The organism is Mangrovimonas futianensis (assembly GCF_021245805.1).
In the GTDB taxonomy this organism is placed as follows: domain Bacteria; phylum Bacteroidota; class Bacteroidia; order Flavobacteriales; family Flavobacteriaceae; genus Mangrovimonas; species Mangrovimonas futianensis.
Window position 1 is genome coordinate 154,837 of record NZ_JAJJNF010000007.1, and the last position, 17,483, is coordinate 172,319.

The 17,483-nt window shown below is 35.9% G+C and carries 16 protein-coding genes; 3 read left to right on the forward strand and 13 right to left on the reverse strand.

Annotation, left to right across the window (positions count from 1 at the left end; all coding sequences use genetic code 11):
- Positions 1 to 110: 110 nt before the first annotated feature.
- Positions 111 to 920 carry a T9SS-dependent choice-of-anchor J family protein gene (locus LOK78_RS12955; protein WP_232635184.1) on the forward strand — a complete coding sequence of 270 codons (810 nt, stop codon included), beginning with the start codon at positions 111 to 113 and terminating at the stop codon, positions 918 to 920.
- A gap of 33 nt (positions 921 to 953) precedes the next feature.
- Here LOK78_RS12955 and rlmN read toward each other — a convergent pair whose 3' ends face one another.
- From rlmN to LOK78_RS13015, 12 genes are all read right to left on the reverse strand, one after another.
- Entirely contained in the window at positions 954 to 1,997 is a 1,044-nt protein-coding gene (gene rlmN / locus LOK78_RS12960) for a dual-specificity RNA methyltransferase RlmN (protein WP_232635216.1), read from the reverse strand.
- Between the two features lie 77 nt (positions 1,998 to 2,074).
- Entirely contained in the window at positions 2,075 to 3,124 is a 1,050-nt protein-coding gene (gene queA, locus LOK78_RS12965; RefSeq protein WP_053970300.1) for a tRNA preQ1(34) S-adenosylmethionine ribosyltransferase-isomerase QueA, read from the reverse strand.
- A 100-nt stretch (positions 3,125 to 3,224) separates the two neighbouring features.
- Entirely contained in the window at positions 3,225 to 4,445 is a 1,221-nt protein-coding gene (locus LOK78_RS12970) for a 3-phosphoshikimate 1-carboxyvinyltransferase (protein WP_232635185.1), read from the reverse strand.
- Positions 4,446 to 4,490: 45 nt separating this feature from the next.
- Positions 4,491 to 4,817 (reverse strand): nucleotide pyrophosphohydrolase, encoded by a 327-nt coding sequence (locus LOK78_RS12975; RefSeq protein ID WP_166960931.1) that lies wholly within the window; start codon positions 4,815 to 4,817, stop codon positions 4,491 to 4,493.
- 1 nt (position 4,818) lies between these two features.
- Entirely contained in the window at positions 4,819 to 6,849 is a 2,031-nt protein-coding gene (locus LOK78_RS12980) for a DUF3858 domain-containing protein (RefSeq protein WP_232635186.1), read from the reverse strand.
- Positions 6,850 to 6,852: 3 nt separating this feature from the next.
- Complete coding sequence (locus LOK78_RS12985; RefSeq protein WP_232635187.1) at positions 6,853 to 8,760, reverse strand: DUF3858 domain-containing protein; 1,908 nt, start codon at positions 8,758 to 8,760, stop codon at positions 6,853 to 6,855.
- A gap of 47 nt (positions 8,761 to 8,807) precedes the next feature.
- Positions 8,808 to 9,260, reverse strand: coding sequence for a D-aminoacyl-tRNA deacylase (gene dtd / locus LOK78_RS12990; protein WP_232635188.1), 453 nt, complete (start codon positions 9,258 to 9,260; stop codon positions 8,808 to 8,810).
- A 3-nt stretch (positions 9,261 to 9,263) separates the two neighbouring features.
- Positions 9,264 to 10,214: a ribosome small subunit-dependent GTPase A gene (gene rsgA, locus LOK78_RS12995; RefSeq protein WP_053970304.1), complete on the reverse strand. Its 951-nt coding sequence runs from the start codon at positions 10,212 to 10,214 to the stop codon at positions 9,264 to 9,266.
- 92 nt (positions 10,215 to 10,306) lie between these two features.
- Complete coding sequence (locus LOK78_RS13000) at positions 10,307 to 11,389, reverse strand: bifunctional 3-deoxy-7-phosphoheptulonate synthase/chorismate mutase type II (RefSeq protein ID WP_232635189.1); 1,083 nt, start codon at positions 11,387 to 11,389, stop codon at positions 10,307 to 10,309.
- Positions 11,390 to 11,392: 3 nt separating this feature from the next.
- Positions 11,393 to 12,250, reverse strand: a complete 858-nt coding sequence (locus tag LOK78_RS13005) for a prephenate dehydrogenase (protein WP_232635217.1) — start codon at positions 12,248 to 12,250, stop codon at positions 11,393 to 11,395.
- Between the two features lie 8 nt (positions 12,251 to 12,258).
- Positions 12,259 to 13,404, reverse strand: a complete 1,146-nt coding sequence (locus tag LOK78_RS13010) for a pyridoxal phosphate-dependent aminotransferase (protein WP_232635190.1) — start codon at positions 13,402 to 13,404, stop codon at positions 12,259 to 12,261.
- A complete protein-coding gene (locus LOK78_RS13015; protein WP_232635191.1) occupies positions 13,401 to 14,246 on the reverse strand; it encodes a prephenate dehydratase in 846 nt (281 codons plus the stop codon). Before LOK78_RS13015 ends, LOK78_RS13010 begins: the two co-directional genes overlap by 4 nt.
- Before the next feature lie 300 nt (positions 14,247 to 14,546).
- Between LOK78_RS13015 and gldA the strand changes: the two genes are divergently transcribed.
- Both gldA and LOK78_RS13025 read left to right on the forward strand, forming a co-directional pair.
- Positions 14,547 to 15,443 carry a gliding motility-associated ABC transporter ATP-binding subunit GldA gene (gene gldA, locus LOK78_RS13020; protein ID WP_232395240.1) on the forward strand — a complete coding sequence of 299 codons (897 nt, stop codon included), beginning with the start codon at positions 14,547 to 14,549 and terminating at the stop codon, positions 15,441 to 15,443.
- A gap of 3 nt (positions 15,444 to 15,446) precedes the next feature.
- On the forward strand, positions 15,447 to 16,289 hold the full coding sequence (locus LOK78_RS13025) for a hypothetical protein (RefSeq protein WP_232635192.1): 843 nt from the start codon (positions 15,447 to 15,449) through the stop codon (positions 16,287 to 16,289).
- A 447-nt stretch (positions 16,290 to 16,736) separates the two neighbouring features.
- Here the strand turns inward: LOK78_RS13025 and LOK78_RS13030 are convergent, their stop codons facing one another.
- Positions 16,737 to 17,483, reverse strand: coding sequence for a head GIN domain-containing protein (locus tag LOK78_RS13030; protein ID WP_232395238.1), 747 nt, complete (start codon positions 17,481 to 17,483; stop codon positions 16,737 to 16,739).

The following is a 17,483-nucleotide window of genomic DNA, read 5'->3' on the forward strand; positions in this document are numbered from 1 at the left end:
ATAAAAAAAATCAATCATTTGGCAATTCTCTCAAAATTCAAAATAAGCCATTAGGATTTCATGATTTAAATGACTAGATTTAAGGAAGTAACATGCTAAATATCAATCATATGAAAAACATTACTCTTCTTTTTTCTATTTTATTTTCCATCCAACTAATAGCACAAGAGACTGTTTGGTCGGATGATTTCGACGATGCAGATATTTCCGATTGGACTCTAGTTGATAGCGATGGAGATGGTGCTAACTGGATTGCTGTCCAAATAGTAGATGATGATGATGTTCCTGTTGGCACTCCAGTATTAAGATCTGCATCCTGGAGCGGCAGTGCATTAACGCCTGACAACTGGGCCATTTCCCCAATGATGAATTTATCTGGTGCCTCTGGAGCAATTTCCCTAAATTATGAAGTAATGGCCATAGATGCTTCATGGGATATAGAAAATTACACAGTCTATGCAGCTACTGGTAATACTATTGATGACTTCCTTGCCTCTGACATATATTTTAACGAGTCTACCTTAGATGGTGTAAATACTTTAACACCTCGTACGTTGGATTTATCAGATTTGGCCGGAGAACCAATGGTTTACATTGCATTCCGACATCATGATGTCACAGATCAATTCACAATTGAGATTGATAATGTTGTAGTTGAAGCGGAAACCTTAAGCATTGATGAATTTGACGCAAATAATGTGCAAATTTCAGTCAGTAATAATTTGATTAAAGTAACTAATTTGAATAATAGTGCTCAATATCAATTATTCAGTATTACTGGGCAGAAAATGCTAACAGGAAATTTAGATGGCTCATCTCAAAGCACCATTAGCACATCAAATCTTACCCGAGGAATTTATGTCATTCAATTGTCAAGCTCAGAAAGCGGCAGTACCTTAACCAAAAAAATAGTGATTTAATAAAAAAAGGGAACCTAGTAAGTTCCCTTTTTTTTATTGATTTTTGTTAGCTAACTGCCCGCAGGCTGCATCTATATCCTTTCCTCGAGACCGCCTTACCGTAACAGTAATATTATTTGCCTCTAACATGTTAATATACATATTCAAAGCCTCCTCACTCGCTTGCTGAAACTCACCGTCATCTATAGGATTGTATTCGATTAAATTCACCTTACTGGGGGCGAATCTACAGAAGTCTATTAAAGCTTCTACATCCTTCCTTCTATCATTTATACCTCGCCAAACAACATACTCATAGGTAATTCTATTTTTCGTTTTGGCATACCAATATTCTAAGGCCTCCCTTAAATCTTTAAGTGGAAAATTTTCATTAAAAGGCATGATCTTAGAACGCACTTCGTCAATCGCTGAGTGAAGGGATACGGCCAATTTAAACTTCACCTCTTCATCTGCCATTTTCTTAATCATCTTGGGAACCCCTGAAGTTGAAACTACAATGCGTTTTGGCGACATACCCAAACCTTCTGGAGAAGTAATTTTATCTATAGCCTTTAGCACATTATTATAATTCATCAATGGCTCTCCCATTCCCATAAAAACAATGTTACTTAAGGGCTTATTATGGTACAACCTACTTTCCTTATCTATGGCGACTACTTGATCAAATATTTCATCGGGGTTTAAGTTACGCATGCGTTTTAAACGGGCTGTAGCACAAAACTTGCAATCTAGACTGCATCCAACTTGACTTGACACGCAAGCTGTGGTTCTATTTTCAGTTGGAATGAGAACGGATTCAACCACCAAACCGTCATGAAGTTTCACCGCATTTTTAATGGTGCCATCTGAACTTTTCTGCATGCTATCAACCTCAATATGATTGATTACAAAATGGGCATCCAATTTATCCCTGGTCTCCTTTGAGATATTGGTCATCTCATCAAACGAATGAGCCGATTTACTCCAAAGCCATTCGTATACTTGATTTCCTCGAAAAGCTTTATCACCTTCCTTCACAAAAAAATCACGCAATTGCTCTTTAGTCAGCGCCCTAATATCCTTTTTACTATCCTTCATCATATCAAAGATAATTGAATTACAAACAAAACAAGCCTTGTAAAAACAAGGCTTGAATTATTTTTGAAATTTATTTTCTACAAAATCAACATGGCATCACCATAGCTGTAAAATTTGTATTTTTCTTTTACAGCTTCTTCATAAGCCTTTTTCATGAAATCGTGACCTGCAAAAGCAGAAACCATCATTAATAAAGTGGATTTTGGGGTATGGAAATTTGTTACCATACAATTTGCAATACTGAAATCATAAGGAGGGAAAATAAATTTATTGGTCCACCCCTCAAATTCATTTAATGTTCCACTTGAAGACACAGAACTTTCCACAGCACGCATTACAGTTGTACCAACAGCACATACACGTCTTTTTTCTGCAATTCCTTTATTTACGGTTTCAACAGCAGCTTTTTCAATTAAAATCTCTTCACTATCCATTTTGTGCTTAGACAGATCTTCAACCTCAACAGGGTTAAATGTCCCAAGACCAACATGCAAAGTAATTTCGGCCAAATTCACTCCTTTAATCTCCAAACGTTTTAGCAAATGCTTTGAAAAGTGCAACCCCGCAGTTGGTGCAGCTACCGCTCCTTCCCTTTTAGCATAAATAGTTTGGTATCTATCTTCATCCTCTGGCTCTACCTCCCTTTTGATATATTTTGGAAGTGGTGTTTCCCCCAATTCTCTTAACTTGGTTCTGAAATCTCTGTAAGACCCATCATAAAGAAAACGAAGCGTTCTACCTCTAGAAGTTGTATTATCTATAACTTCAGCTACCAACGTCTCATCATCACCAAAGTATAACTTATTACCGATACGGATTTTTCTAGCTGGGTCAACCAAAACATCCCACAGTCTTTGCTCCTCGTTAAGCTCTCTCAATAAAAACACTTCAATTCTGGCTCCCGTTTTTTCCTTATTACCATATAATCTGGCAGGAAAAACCTTGGTGTTGTTAAGAATCATCACATCATTTTCATCAAAATAATCGATTAAATCCTTAAAGTATTTATGTTCAATAGTTTGAGTTTTTCTATCCAATACCATTAAACGTGCCTCATCCCTATTTTCTGAAGGATACTCAGCCAATAATTCACTGGGTAGATTGAAGTTAAAATGTGATAATTTCATCTGTTTGTTTTAAAATTTAAATTAAGCTTAAGCTTTATCTTACGTAAAGGGTGCAAATATACAATCTCAAACAAGGGGTTGTCAAGTATTTGACCAATTATTATTTGGAAAGGGCAATACCAATGATCTCAAGATCATCCCAAAAGGCTTTATAAGACTTGGTTACCACCATGGCATCCTTAATCTTCAAAGTTGTTTTTAATGCCAAAGGAGCAAATGCCATAGCCATTCTATGGTCATGATAGGTCTCTATTTCTATATTTGAATTTAAGGAAGTAGAGCTTTCCAAATGCAAGCTTTTATCTGTAACCGAAACAATACCTCCCAATTTTTTAATCTCGGCCTTTAAAGCTTCTAGCCTATCAGTTTCCTTTATTTTTAAAGTATGTAACCCTACCAAATCACACTTAATTCCCAAGCCCAAGCAGGTTACGGCAATAGTCTGTGCGATATCGGGACAGGTAACCAAATCAAAATGCTTTTCATCTAAATTGATTTCAACTTTTTCAAGAACAATGGAATCTTCTAGAAAGGTAGTTTGCACGCCGAATTCCTTATAGATATTAGCTAAGATAGAATCTCCTTGAAGACTGCTCTCTTTATAACTGCTCAATGTAATTTGCGTGCCAATGTCACTTAAAGCAACAAAACTGTAAAAATAGGATGCCGAAGACCAATCGGATTCCACCGTAATCGTTTTTGGGGTCATCTGACCCTTTGGATACACTTTAATAGTTTGATTTTCAAAATGACCCTTAACCCCAATTTGATGAAGCAGTTGAAGGGTCATTTTTATATACGGTATAGAGGTAATCTGACCTTGCAAAGTAATTTCTAAACCTTGATCCAAACTTGGAGCCACCAACATCAGAGCCGAAATATACTGGCTACTCACATTAGCTGGCAGTGATATTTTAGATTTGATTAAATGAGATCCTATAATTTTCAAGGGAGGGCAACCTTCATTTTCCAAATAATCAATTTGAGCCCCTAAATCACGAAGTGCATCCACTAATATTTGGATGGGTCGCTCCTTCATGCGCTCTGACCCAGTTAAGGTAATGGTTCTTCCTTCCTGACTTGCAAAATAAGCGGTCAAAAACCGCATCGCTGTCCCTGCATGATGGATATCTATCACATCAGATTCACTGTTAAGAGCCTTTTGCATCACTTCCGAATCATCAGAATCTGAAAGATTTGTAATACTTAATGCTGGATAAATGGCCTTAAGCAATAGAAGCCTATTAGACTCACTCTTAGATCCGCTGATCGTGATATTTGATGCTTCCTTAAGTTGGGATGGATTGAGGGTGATTGTCATTATTTGAATATTAGCCTTAAAGATATTGAGGTAAAACAAGAAAAACTATTTCAATTTCTCATTATTATGATGTCTATCGTGATCTCGTTTGGTTTTCTTATCCATCTTTTTATCAAATGCTGCTTGCAGGTCAATTCCCGTTTGGTTGGCCAAACATAAAACAACAAAGACCACATCGGCTAATTCCTCCCCCAAATCCTTCTCCTTATCACTCTCCTTTTCACTCTGCTCCCCATAACGTCGCGCTATAATTCTAGCAACCTCACCTACCTCTTCTGTAAGTTGCGCCATGTTTGTCAACTCATTGAAATAACGAACACCGTGTTCTTTAATCCAATCATCAACCTCTTTTTGTGCATGTTTGATATCCATGTTATACTTTTTTGAGAACAACTTTTTCATTTTCCTTATCTACCATTTCTTGAAAAAAGGTCTTGATAGATTTATAATAATTAGCAGGAATCAAGGATGAATTAATATCTGACTCCATCATTAATTGAACAGATGAATTAGCTCCTTCTGTAATTTTAAACTTAAAGGTACCTAAATTATCTGGAAGCGAAAAAGCCACTGGTTCTGGGATACTCTCAACTTCATAACCTTCAGGAATTACCACATTAATCATATATTTACTTCCTGATGGGTAACCAAAGTCAATAGGAAATTCCCTTTTTTCTAATTTAAAAGGATTCTCTAAATCTCGCATAAAAAACAAAGGAGAAAAATAAATTTTATCGCCTATTACTTCGGCCTGTGACTCCTTAGTAAAGGAATAGGTTTCCATAACCGGCTTGCTAAAATCTAAATCATTTGCAACTTTAAATTCTTCTATTTCCATACCTCCGTAGGTATTCTCTTTAGACTGAATGAATGATTCCTGCTCTGCACCTATGTACTTCTCTCTATATTTAAGCGCATTGTGATTTGAAAATACCGTTCTAATAGAGCCATTAATAGATCCTTGTTCATCTAGAGTTACCATTGCTGAGACTGTATTTTTAGCTTTAATTGAAGGGTATAAATTTACAGTAGTTGAAGAACCATCATTTCTTATAACTCTCCCCTCCCAGTTTAAGGTTCTTGTTGGTAACACATTGGGCGTACTAAACTTGCTGGTGGCATCCAACAAAACAAATCCATTATCACTCTTCACACTGGCTATCACATAATTGTAACCGTCTATTGTTGGAAACAAAGGGATTCCGTTTGATCGTGTGCTTACTAATACAGGATAAGATTCCAAGCCCGCATAACGCATCATAGAAGTTAACATCAAATTAATTTCAGCCACATTTCCACTTCTTTCCTTGTAGGCTCTTTTCACTCCATTATCCGTAAATTTTCCATAATATCCATTCCAAGACATGTGATTTCTTACATACCCAAAAATCAAGGCAATTTTTTCCAAATCATTTGTGGCAGATGCCAAAAGTTGATCTATATCGTCATCATAATAACCAGACTTATTAAGCTCACTTCCAAAAGAATCATTTTTATAAATTGTTTTAACAACATCTTCCCAGGTGGTGGAATAATTTGTAACCGTCGATTGTGGAAATTGTGTATAAGACAATTCAAACTTCACTGTAGATCGATAATTATCAATATTTCCAACGTAGGGCTCATCTCTTAAAGCTGGAATATCCTTTAAGTTAAAACTATATTTATTTGTTCTAAAGTCCACATCACTTCTGCTAGTGGTACCCGTTCCCGAATAAGCTCCATAAGAATTACCATACTGAGCCTTTGATGCGAAGGTGATTTTCTCATTCCCGGTTTCCAAATTAGGGGAGATTGGCAAATAGCCTCTAGCGTTAATTTTATAATTGAAATATTCTGGGGATTTGAAACTGGCTTCCAAATTCATAATTGGTATATCCGTCTGTAGAACAAAGTCATCAACGTTACTCAAGAATGGAGACTCCACACGATATTTTATATCTATTACAGAACCTACAGAAATATTTGGCATGGTTATTTTTACATGATCTCTATATTTAGAAACTTCCTCTTCAAAAATACCATCATTCTTTAATTTGATTTCTTCCAACTTTCCACCAACCAAATTATAGGTGTAAGCTTTTAAACCACTATAAGATTCACTATCACTTCTTGAATCACTTTTATAAAGACTTATTATTTGAGTGGCGTGATCAAAGCCATCTGCATCGTAAATTTTTATACGCTCAAATATTTCAGTAATTAAATGAAAGCCCTTATTCTCAGTGTAATTAATATAGGACCTCCTAGATTTGTACAAATAAGCTGCATTGGCACTAGAATCTATGGGACATTTTTTTTGGCTCACTTCTTCTTTGCTCACCTTTCCAAATCGAAAATCTTGAGCAAAAGCTGAACAAGTAATTAGTAAAAAAAATAGGAGTAGGTTAGTTGTGTTTTTCATTTTTTAGGATTTATTTTTTAAGATGATTTTTGCATTGTCTTGTTTGGAAACTTCAACCAAAAAATCTCTGAATTCTTGATATTCTTCTTTTGTATAAGCCCCCTTATTTAGCTTGAAAGTTCTACGATATAAAATATTTCCCTCATCATTCTCAGATACGGAAATTCGATACCATCCATATTTTGACTTTAACTCAAAATCGTTAAATAGTCCCTCTACGACTAAATCATCTCCTAAATGAATTTCTGTTTCATCTTCATCCACAAATCCTCTTTCTACTTCAAAAGGCAGGTTTCTTTCCTTATATTTTGGTGGCACATTGGAATACCTATTAAAAAGGTTAGGATTAATTAAAATATCCTTTCCTGCTTGCATTCCATAGTTACTTAAACTCAAATCAATTTGTTCTAAAAACATAATAGAATCCTTATCATTCTCAAATTGTGTTTTATCAATTCTCAAACTATTCAAATAACTCCAATATCTCTTTTTGTAATACAGTTCTTGATCTCTTTTTGTTGAAGTCTCAAGAAAATAATGCTCCCCATACTGAGAGCCAAATGATCTAATTAATACGTTGGCATGAACGGTTCCATCATTTGATAAGTCTACTTTTGATTTTGTAGTTTGTAAATTATCTTCATCCAGATATTTCCGGGTGTGTACAATTTTGCCCCCTTCTGGTGTTACTACAAGGGCATCTCTATCATCTGTGAAATTAGCATTATAACCAAACGGAGCTGTTTGACTAGTACATTCTAACCAAATGTAATCATCCTCATGTGGGATAGTAAGAATCATATGGTTCCCTTGCACTGCTGAAAATTCTGAATCAAAATTCTGAAGTTCATCACTTCCGTATATCAATGTGTGATAAGAAGTAACACCTACCTCATTTAACAAAGCCTTGGTATAGTTGGTCAAACCTTTACAATCCCCATAACCCAGTCTATCTACATCTTCCGCATACATGGGCTTCCAACCTCCAATACCCACTTGAACACTTATATATCGCGTTTTCTTTTGAACATACTCATAAACAATTTTAGCCTTTTCCAACTCGGTGGAAGCAGTCTCTGTAAGCGACTTAATTTCAGCTTTTACAGTTTCGGGCAAAACTTGTGTATCAAAAAGCAGCTTATCATTGTACCATTGGCCAAATGTTTTCCAGTCATAATTAACGCCTCTCACTCCTTCCATATCAAAATCAATCAAAGCTGCTTTTAATCTTGGGGCGTAAACATAAAAATTAGGAGAATATGCCTCTGGCTTTAAAGCTTGCAGATGGGATGCCTTAAAGTGAAAGTTAGATAATTTTTCAATACCAAATGGCTCAAAATTAGTTGTCTTAACTTTAAGTTCGACCCCCGAACTATTCTGAATTTTATACTCAGCTTCTTCAGTACTCACATAAAACCCTTCTAAGGGTCTCCAACCTGGCAAAAAGGCTGTCGAACGGTATTCAACAACCGATTCAATTTTTACTGTGTACGGATAAGCAATAGGGGTATATCTCAAATACTTAACTCTATTGTCGGCATATAATGTACCATTACTTACGGCACTTTGATCTTCAAAATCCTTCTTTTTGAATTTATTGATTTCCTTTCCAAGACTGTTATAAATTCGAACTTCCAAGCTTTTAATATTGGTGTTTTCATCATAGAAAAAAACCGCCCCAATATCGTCATCTCCCTTTTTATTTAAAACCGTGACGATTCGAGTGTTTGTATGGACAAATCGATTGTAAGAAGTAATATCAATCAAAATATCATCCTGTCTAACAACCGCATTGGCACTTTCTGTTAGTTCTTTAGGTAATGTTAAGGATGTAAATTTTGATTGGTCTTGAGATTGAGAATAAAAGGGTAATACCAGTAATAAAACCAGTTGAAATAAATTTGGGCGCATTCCTAAAATTTTTGGAATGTAAATTTATGAAATTTTTAAGATTTTTTTCACACTTTTTCCTTCGTATCTATGATAATAGTCACAGGTCCATCATTAATTAAATCCACCTTCATATCGGCACCAAACTCACCTGTTTGAACAGAATCTCCTAATTCCTTCTCCAAAGAATCTATAAATGAATGATATATCGGAATGGCAACAACTGGTTTGGCCGCATAGATATAACTTGGTCTGTTTCCTTTTTTTGTACTGGCGTGTAATGTAAATTGACTAACAACTATGGCTTTCCCAGAAACATCCAAAATGGATTTGTTCATAACCCCTTCAGAATCCGGAAAAATTCGAAGATTTGCAATCTTTTTGGAAAGCCAGTTAATATCCTCCTGAGTATCATCTTCAACAATACCTAAAAGAATCATTAACCCAGTTTCTATTTGCGCTACTTTTTTATGATCAATAGTTACGCCGGCCTGAGATACTCTTTGAATAACTGCCTTCATGAACTATTCTTGGTCATAATTATCGGTTCGGTAATGTTCCTCTTCTCCTTCTAAAATTTGAAGATAACTTCGATACCTTGAGAAAGCCAATTCATCTTTATCCAAGGCTTCCTTAACGGCACATTTGGGTTCATCTACATGAATGCAGTTGTTGAACTTACAGTATTGTTTTAATTCAAAAAACTCTGGGAAATAATCGCCAACTTCTTCCTTGTCCATATCGACCACTCCAAATCCTTTGATTCCTGGCGTGTCAATAATTTGTGCATCAAAGCTTAAGTCAAACATTTCGGCAAAGGTAGTTGTGTGTTGCCCTTGGGAATGCTGCATTGAAATTTCCTGAGTCTTTAAATCTAAATTGGGTTCAATGGCATTAATCAATGTGGATTTACCAACACCTGAATGACCTGCAAACATACTAACCTTCCCTTCCATCAAACCTTTTACTTGGTCAATATTCTTACCGGTCTTAGCTGAAATCCCAATACATTCATATCCAATCTGCCTATATAAATGAGCCAAATACTTAACTTCCATTAAGGTATTCTCATCATACACGTCAATTTTATTGAAAAGTAAAATAGCCTTTATAGAATAAGCTTCCGCTGTGACCAAAAACCTATCAATAAAACTCGTGAAAGTTGGTGGATTATCAATGGTAACCAACAAAAATACCTGATCAACATTAGAAGCAATGATATGTGTTTGCTTCGATAGATTAACAGATTTTCTAACGATGTAATTTTTACGGTCATGAATGTGATGAATGACACCAGTCGTTTCATCATTCTTCGTTTCCAATTCAAAATCAACTACATCACCTACAGCAATTGGGTTGGTACTTTTAATACCTTGAATACGGAATTTACCTTTAATTCGGCATCGATATTCAACACCCAAATCAGTTTTGACCGTATACCAACTACCAGTAGATTTATAAACCGTTCCTGTCATGTGTCAAATTTAGGGCAAAATATGGATTTAACAGCCCTATTATCTTGTTTTAAGCCCTTAATTTAAATGCCCCTAATAAGAAGGGGCATCTTTTATTTATTAATAACTTTTTCTTGATGGTTGATGGATTCTTGATGAATCGCTTTAAACATTTTCAAAATAAACTCCTCACTAAGTCCTTTATCTTCTCCTTCCAAAACCATTTTCCCTAAAATTTCATTCCATCGCTTGGTTTGAAGCACCGCTACATTTTTTTTCTTTTTTAATTGGCCTATGCCATCAGAGACTTTCATTCGCCTTCCCAAAAGATCGATTAATTGATTGTCTAAAACATCTATTTGAGCCCTAAGGTTGTTCAATTGATTGGAGTATTCGGCTTCAGGATCTGTTTCCTTTCTCACCTTCAAATCTTTCATAATCTGAACCAATGCTTTGGGCGTTACTTGTTGTGCGGCATCACTCCAAGCATTATCGGGATCATAATGGGTTTCTATCATCAACCCATCAAAATTAAGGTCTAAAGCTGTTTGGGATACATCAAAAATCATATCGCGTTTACCAGTGATATGAGATGGATCATTAATCAATGGTAAGTCGGGAAACTTGGTTTGCAACTCAATCGCCAACTGCCACTCTGGGTTATTTCTATACTTCGTTTTTTCATAAGTTGAGAAACCTCTGTGAATGACACCCAGATTTTTGATATCAGACGCATACAACCGTTCAATGGCCCCAAGCCACAATGGCAAATCTGGATTCACTGGGTTTTTGACCAATACAATTTTATCGGTTCCCTTTAGCGCATCGGCAATATCCTGTACAATAAAAGGACTAACAGTTGAGCGAGCACCAATCCAAAGCAGATCAATATCATGCACTAAGGCTAATTCCACATGGTTTCTATTAGCCACTTCTGTAGCCGTTTTTAGCCCAGTCTCTTTTTTTACCTTTTGCAACCATTTTAAGCCAAGTGCACCTACTCCCTCAAAATTACCTGGTCTGGTTCTTGGCTTCCAAATACCTGCCCGATAGTAATTAACATCTGTATCTTTTAAATCATGTGCTATTTTCAATACTTGCTCTTCAGTCTCTGCGCTACATGGTCCAGCAATTACCAATGGATGTGGTAATTCCATGGCGTCTAACCACCCTCTCAATTCTTTCTTGTTTTCCATAATCTATTTTTTTTCTAACCCGTTTAAAATGTCTTTTATGTGATTTGTATTTTCCATTTCATTGAAAATCTCGTCATAATTATCTGACTCCAGAAAATCCTTAAAACTCACCAAATTGTGTATATATTCATTTAATGTCTCAACAACATTCTCTTTATTCTGTTTAAATATAGGTGTCCACATAGCAGGCGAACTTTTTGCTAACCTTACCGTTGAAGCAAATCCACTCCCTGCCAAATCGAAGATGTCTTTCTCATTTTTTTCCTTTTCAATAACAGTTTTACCCAGCATGAATGCACTGATGTGAGACAAATGCGATACATAAGCAATGTGTTTGTCATGTGCTTCAGGATTCATGTAGCGAATACGCATGCCCATAATTTGAAAAATATTCAAAGCCAACTCCTGCAGTTTAAAAGCTGTTTTCTCTACCTCACAAATGATGTTTGTTTTTCCATGAAACAAGCCTTCAAGAGCTGCACTTGGACCAGAAAATTCGGTTCCTGCAATGGGATGGGTTGCCAAAAAATTTCGCCGTTTTGGATGATTTGCAACCGCTTTACAAATATCTGCTTTGGTACTCCCTGATTCCATAACCAAGGCATCATCATGAATAAGATCTAGGACCTGGGGCAGCAAATCTACCGAGGCATCAACTGGTATGCTTACAATTACAAAATCAGCTTCTTGAACATCGGTCAACTGAGCCTTTTTATCAATAATACCAAGATTTAGAGCTTCATCCAGATGATCAGGATTTTTATCAATCCCATAAATGACCATCTCCGGATTCATTCGCTTGACATCCCTGGCTATACTTCCACCAATTAGACCAACTCCAATGATATATAAGTTTTTTATCATCTTTTTTATTTTACTCTAGCTATTGCTTCTTCAATGACATCTGTAGGTGAGCATAGTGAAAACCTGACGTAACCTTCACCATTACTTCCAAATATGGTTCCCGGAGGAATGAAAATATGCTTTTCCTTTAACAATAGATCAATAAATTCTTCTGACTTCACTCCTTCTGGCAATCTAGCCCAAACAAACATACCTACAGTCTTTCTATCAAAGGTGCAGTTAAGCGCTTCTGCCAATTTCCACATCAATTCCCGGCGTTCCTTATAAACATCATTTAAGCTAACATACCACATCTTTGAACACTTCAATGCTTCTATAGCTCCTTTCTGAATGCCATAAAACATACCAGAATCCATATTGCTTTTTACTTTTAAAACATGGGACAATCTTTCTGAATTCCCCATAAGCATACCCACACGCCAACCAGCCATATTGAAGGTTTTACTGATGGAGTTCATTTCCAAACACACCTCTTTGGCTCCCGGAATCTCCAGAATACTTCTTGGGTTCTCATTCAAAATAAAACTATACGGATTATCATTAACCAACAAGATATTGTGTCTTTTTGCAAAGGCTACCAATCTGATCAAAACAGCTTCTGAAGCTACTGCTCCAGTTGGCATATTCGGATAGTTAATCCACATAATTTTCACCTTGCTCAAATCCCGTTCTTCCAATTTTTCAATATCGGGAACCCATCCGTTTTCTTTTGTTAAGTCATAAAAAACAGGAACAGCCTCAACCAATTTAGTTACCGAAGCATAAGTAGGGTAACCGGGATTTGGAATTAATACCTCATCGCCTTCATTTAAAAAAGCCATGGATATATGCATGATTCCTTCCTTACTCCCCATAAGCGGCAATACTTCGGTAGTTGGACTCAAATACACATTGAATTGATCTCTATAAAAAGACACCATAGCCTCCCTTAATTCAGGCAATCCCTGATAACTCTGATATTTATGGGCATTGGAGTGGGACAAACTCTCCACCAAAGTAGAAATCACTTTGGTTGGCGGTGTTAAATCGGGGCTGCCTATCCCTAAATTAATAATGGGCTTACCACTTGCCATTAACACATTAACCTCCCTTAATTTTTTAGAGAAGTAGTATTCTTCTACCGTTTGAAGTCTCTTAGCTACTTCAATCATATCTTTGCGTTTTTATATTCTCCCAACACTTTAAACTCTTCTGCCATGATTTCAATGAGTGCTTTTGCCTTTTTGAAATCGGTTATTTTATCAAAGGTCACATCAACAAAGAAGGCATATTTCCATGGCGTATTGATCTTTGGCAAGGATTGAATTTTGGTTAAATTCAACCTACAATCACTCATCACATTTAATACTGCGGCTAGACTGCCTCTTTTATGCTCCAATTCAAACCGTATGGAAGCTTTATTGATGTCTGCTTCTGGTACCAAGGAATTTTGTTTTTTAACCACCACAAAACGCGTTTCATTATGCTTAATAGTTTGAATGCTTTCTGCCAAAATTTCCAAATCAAACAATTCAGCAGCTAATTTGCTGGCAATCGCAGCTACATGTTTCAATCCCTTTTCACAGATTCTTTGTGCTACCTCAGCGGTATCCTTATCTTCAATCAACTTAATATGCGGATATTGTTTAAAGAATTCCTTACACTGAAGAAGCGCCATAGGGTGAGAATACACCTCATGAATATCTTGCAGTTGCTGCCCTGGAAGTGCCATTAACTGATGTTGCACATCTAAATAATATTCCCCCACAATATGAAGGTCATGATTATCCAACAAGGCATAATTAGGAATAATCGAACCGGCGATGGAGTTTTCAATAGCCATAATCACAGCATCTGTTTTACCATCCATAAGGCTTTGAACTACCCCATCAAAAGTAAGACACTCCTCAACATGCACCTCCCTACCAAAATAATCTTCTGCAACAATATGATGAAAGGAACCTTTCACTCCTTGAATGGCTACCGATCTAATGGTCTCTACCGTATTTATCATTTCCTTAATTACTTAAACCTTTAATTGACATCAAAAAAAAAGTCTCGATTAAAATCGAGACTTTTTATAGAATTTATCTTTTTGCAAATTACACATACAAAGTCTCGTTCCTTTCGCTAAAAAAGAAATAAAACCAGTTAAAATATGTATTTGCGCTTATTGTGTTCATAATCTGTTTGCTAAAGTAAATAATAAATTCAAAAAACAAAATCTTTTTAGAAGTAATTAGCATTTCCTTATAAATAAGGTATGTAGAGATAGGTAATTATATTATTTTTGAAAGTAAAATCGACTTTTACTATGTCTATTGAAGTTTCAAATATCACAAAATTATATGGTGAACAAAAGGCCCTAAATGCAATTTCATTTAAGGTCTCCAAACCTGAAATCGTTGGTTTTTTAGGCCCTAATGGCGCAGGTAAATCAACTATGATGAAGATTCTCACCACCTATTTGGAACCTTCTGAAGGACATGCCAAAGTTAATGGCTTCGATTTAGGCAGTGAGAAACAAAAAGTCCAACAAAGCGTTGGTTATCTACCTGAGCATAACCCATTGTACTTGGAACAATATGTCAAGGAATATTTAGCCTTTAATGCGGGTGTTTATGGGGTTAAAAAATCGCGAGTGGAAGAAGTTATCGAACTTACGGGATTAACGCCAGAGGCTCACAAAAAAATCGGACAACTATCTAAGGGATATAGACAACGTGTGGGATTGGCAAATGCGCTATTGCACGATCCTGATGTTTTAATTTTGGATGAACCTACCACGGGATTGGACCCCAATCAATTGGTAGACATCAGACATTTGATTAAAACCATAGGTGAAACTAAAACGGTATTTCTTTCTACACATATCATGCAAGAAGTGGAGGCGATGTGCGACCGAGTTATCATCATCAATAAGGGAGAAATTGTTGCTGATAAAACCTTAAAAGAGTTAAGAGGCGGTCAGGAACAAGTGGTCATCGTAGAATTTGACTACCGAGTAGAGGATGCTTTTCTTTTAAAACTCCCCAAGGTAAAACAAGTAATCAACACCCATGATTTTGTTTATGAGATTACTTTTTCTACTTCTGAAGACATGCGTTCCCATGTATTTGATTTTGCCCATGACAACCAACTTAAAATCCTACAATTAAACCAGAAAAATGAAAGTCTGGAGAGTTTGTTCAGGGAGTTGACTAAAAAATAGACCATGAATTTTTTATTTCGTTTATTATTGTTGGCAACTTCCTTATCGAGTTTAAATCTTGCCCATTCTCAAATTGCAATTGACGCTTACTGTAAGGAAATTAAAGCCTTACAAACAGAAGAAGCTATCGATGCCTATTGGAAGCATTTAGAGATTCTAGATCAAAAAGTCCAATTGCATTCCGATAATGTTAGGCAACACGATTCGATTTCTTTGAGTCTTTTAACCCGTACAGCTTTAATGTTTGAAATTCACGGTCCCAAATCATACAAACCGAACAATACGGTTCCAATGTTAAATATCGCCCACAATTGGAACGGGGAAGCGCTATTAGCCTTTTGGCCTATTATTCTGGAATGTAAAAAAACTGGAGGGGTTATAGACGTATTTGGCGGCACCTATCCCGCCTATGAACTTGAAGCTATTTCAATGGCATTTTACAGGTTCTCTTTATTTAATCAAGAGGATAAGTATGATGCTTTAATGAAGCACATAAAAGTTAGCGAAGACAAACCTATAAGCAAAAAGCTTTTTGAAATTTATAACAAAGACCTCGAATTGTATCGGTTGAGTGAAAAGGAAGCAAATGGAAAATGGTTTATTCAGAGTTTCAAGGACACCAAAGAAGTTGAGACTTTTGAATTTGTTACAATGTCAAACGGGTTATTATATGTTAAAACAGGTGAAAGAATTCAAAAGTTAATTCTCACAGATACCAAGGAAAAATCTAAACTATTTAGAATCGAAAATGAACCTTTCGGATGGGTTTATGAATTAACAAATGATGGTTATTTAAGTTTGAAAGACGAGCAGGGAACTACTTTGATAAATTACACGAAAGTCTAATTAAATAGAAAAATGAAAACTTGGAAAGTTTGTTTAGATACCACACAAAGTAATTGCCATAAATTTTATGAATGATATTTTTCAAGCCGTTTACAAATCATTGAAATTTCTTTCAAAGGTTTCTGGGTTTACATATCATGAAGTCAATATCATTATCTATTATATATTAACACCCTTTATTTTAGTTTACTTTTTAGGCAAAGTTCTTGATAATAAGAAAATGGTTTTTATATACCTTTTGATAATCTTTTTTATTCTATTAATCATCCCGGACTTTGAAGCGTTCTCAACCAAACTTTTTAATTATTCTGTAGACTTTTTGAACTGGTTTAAAATTTTAGGGTTGAATTATGTTCAGGCATCAGTCGTTATTTGTGTCCTTTTGCCTTTTATGCTTCTGATCTTTTTAATATTAAAGAACAAAAGAAATCCAAAAACAAACTCTCATTAATTAAAAATCAAAGCTCCAGTATAAAACTGCTGTACATCCACAACTGTAGGTTGGCTTACTGAAATCAAATCTCCAGGTCCGCGGAGTTCTCCCGTTAACTGTTGTTGCGGATTCACAATCATGTCATTACTCCCTCGATGATAGACATCTACATTTTGAGCAATCAAGTTAGCCCCTTCAAACCTCCCTGCTCCTGAAAAGAAGCGAACCGACAAATTCTCAACCGAGCCAGACACATAAACAAAAGACATGTTGTTAGTAGTAACCCGTAACTGTTGCATGTTCGCAACTTGCAATCTAAAGTCTCCAGTGGTAAAAGTCCCGGGAGCATTGAAATCTTCAGAAATCAAGGTTAATTGATCATACTCCAAAACACCTTCTGAAGAAATGTCATATTGTGTGGAACTTCTAATTTCAGATACATTTGGCGCTTGCACATAGACTTTGGTCAAGGCGTAATCCCTAACAAAATTACATGTATTGTTATCTGTAATTTGCAATTGCTCTCCAATAACCTCAGCCGTAATATCATTCATGAGATTCTCACCACTTTCTATGGTAACTAAAAACTCCGGACCTTGTTTTATGATAAGTTCGACATCTCTATTTACCAAAATAGTTTCAAAAGCCGTAACAGGAACTTCCTTTTGAATGGTATTACCCGCCTTTTGAAAACAATCGTTCGCGTCTTCACTATTGCAAGCAAAGACCAATAATAGCATGATGTAAAATATTCTTTTCAT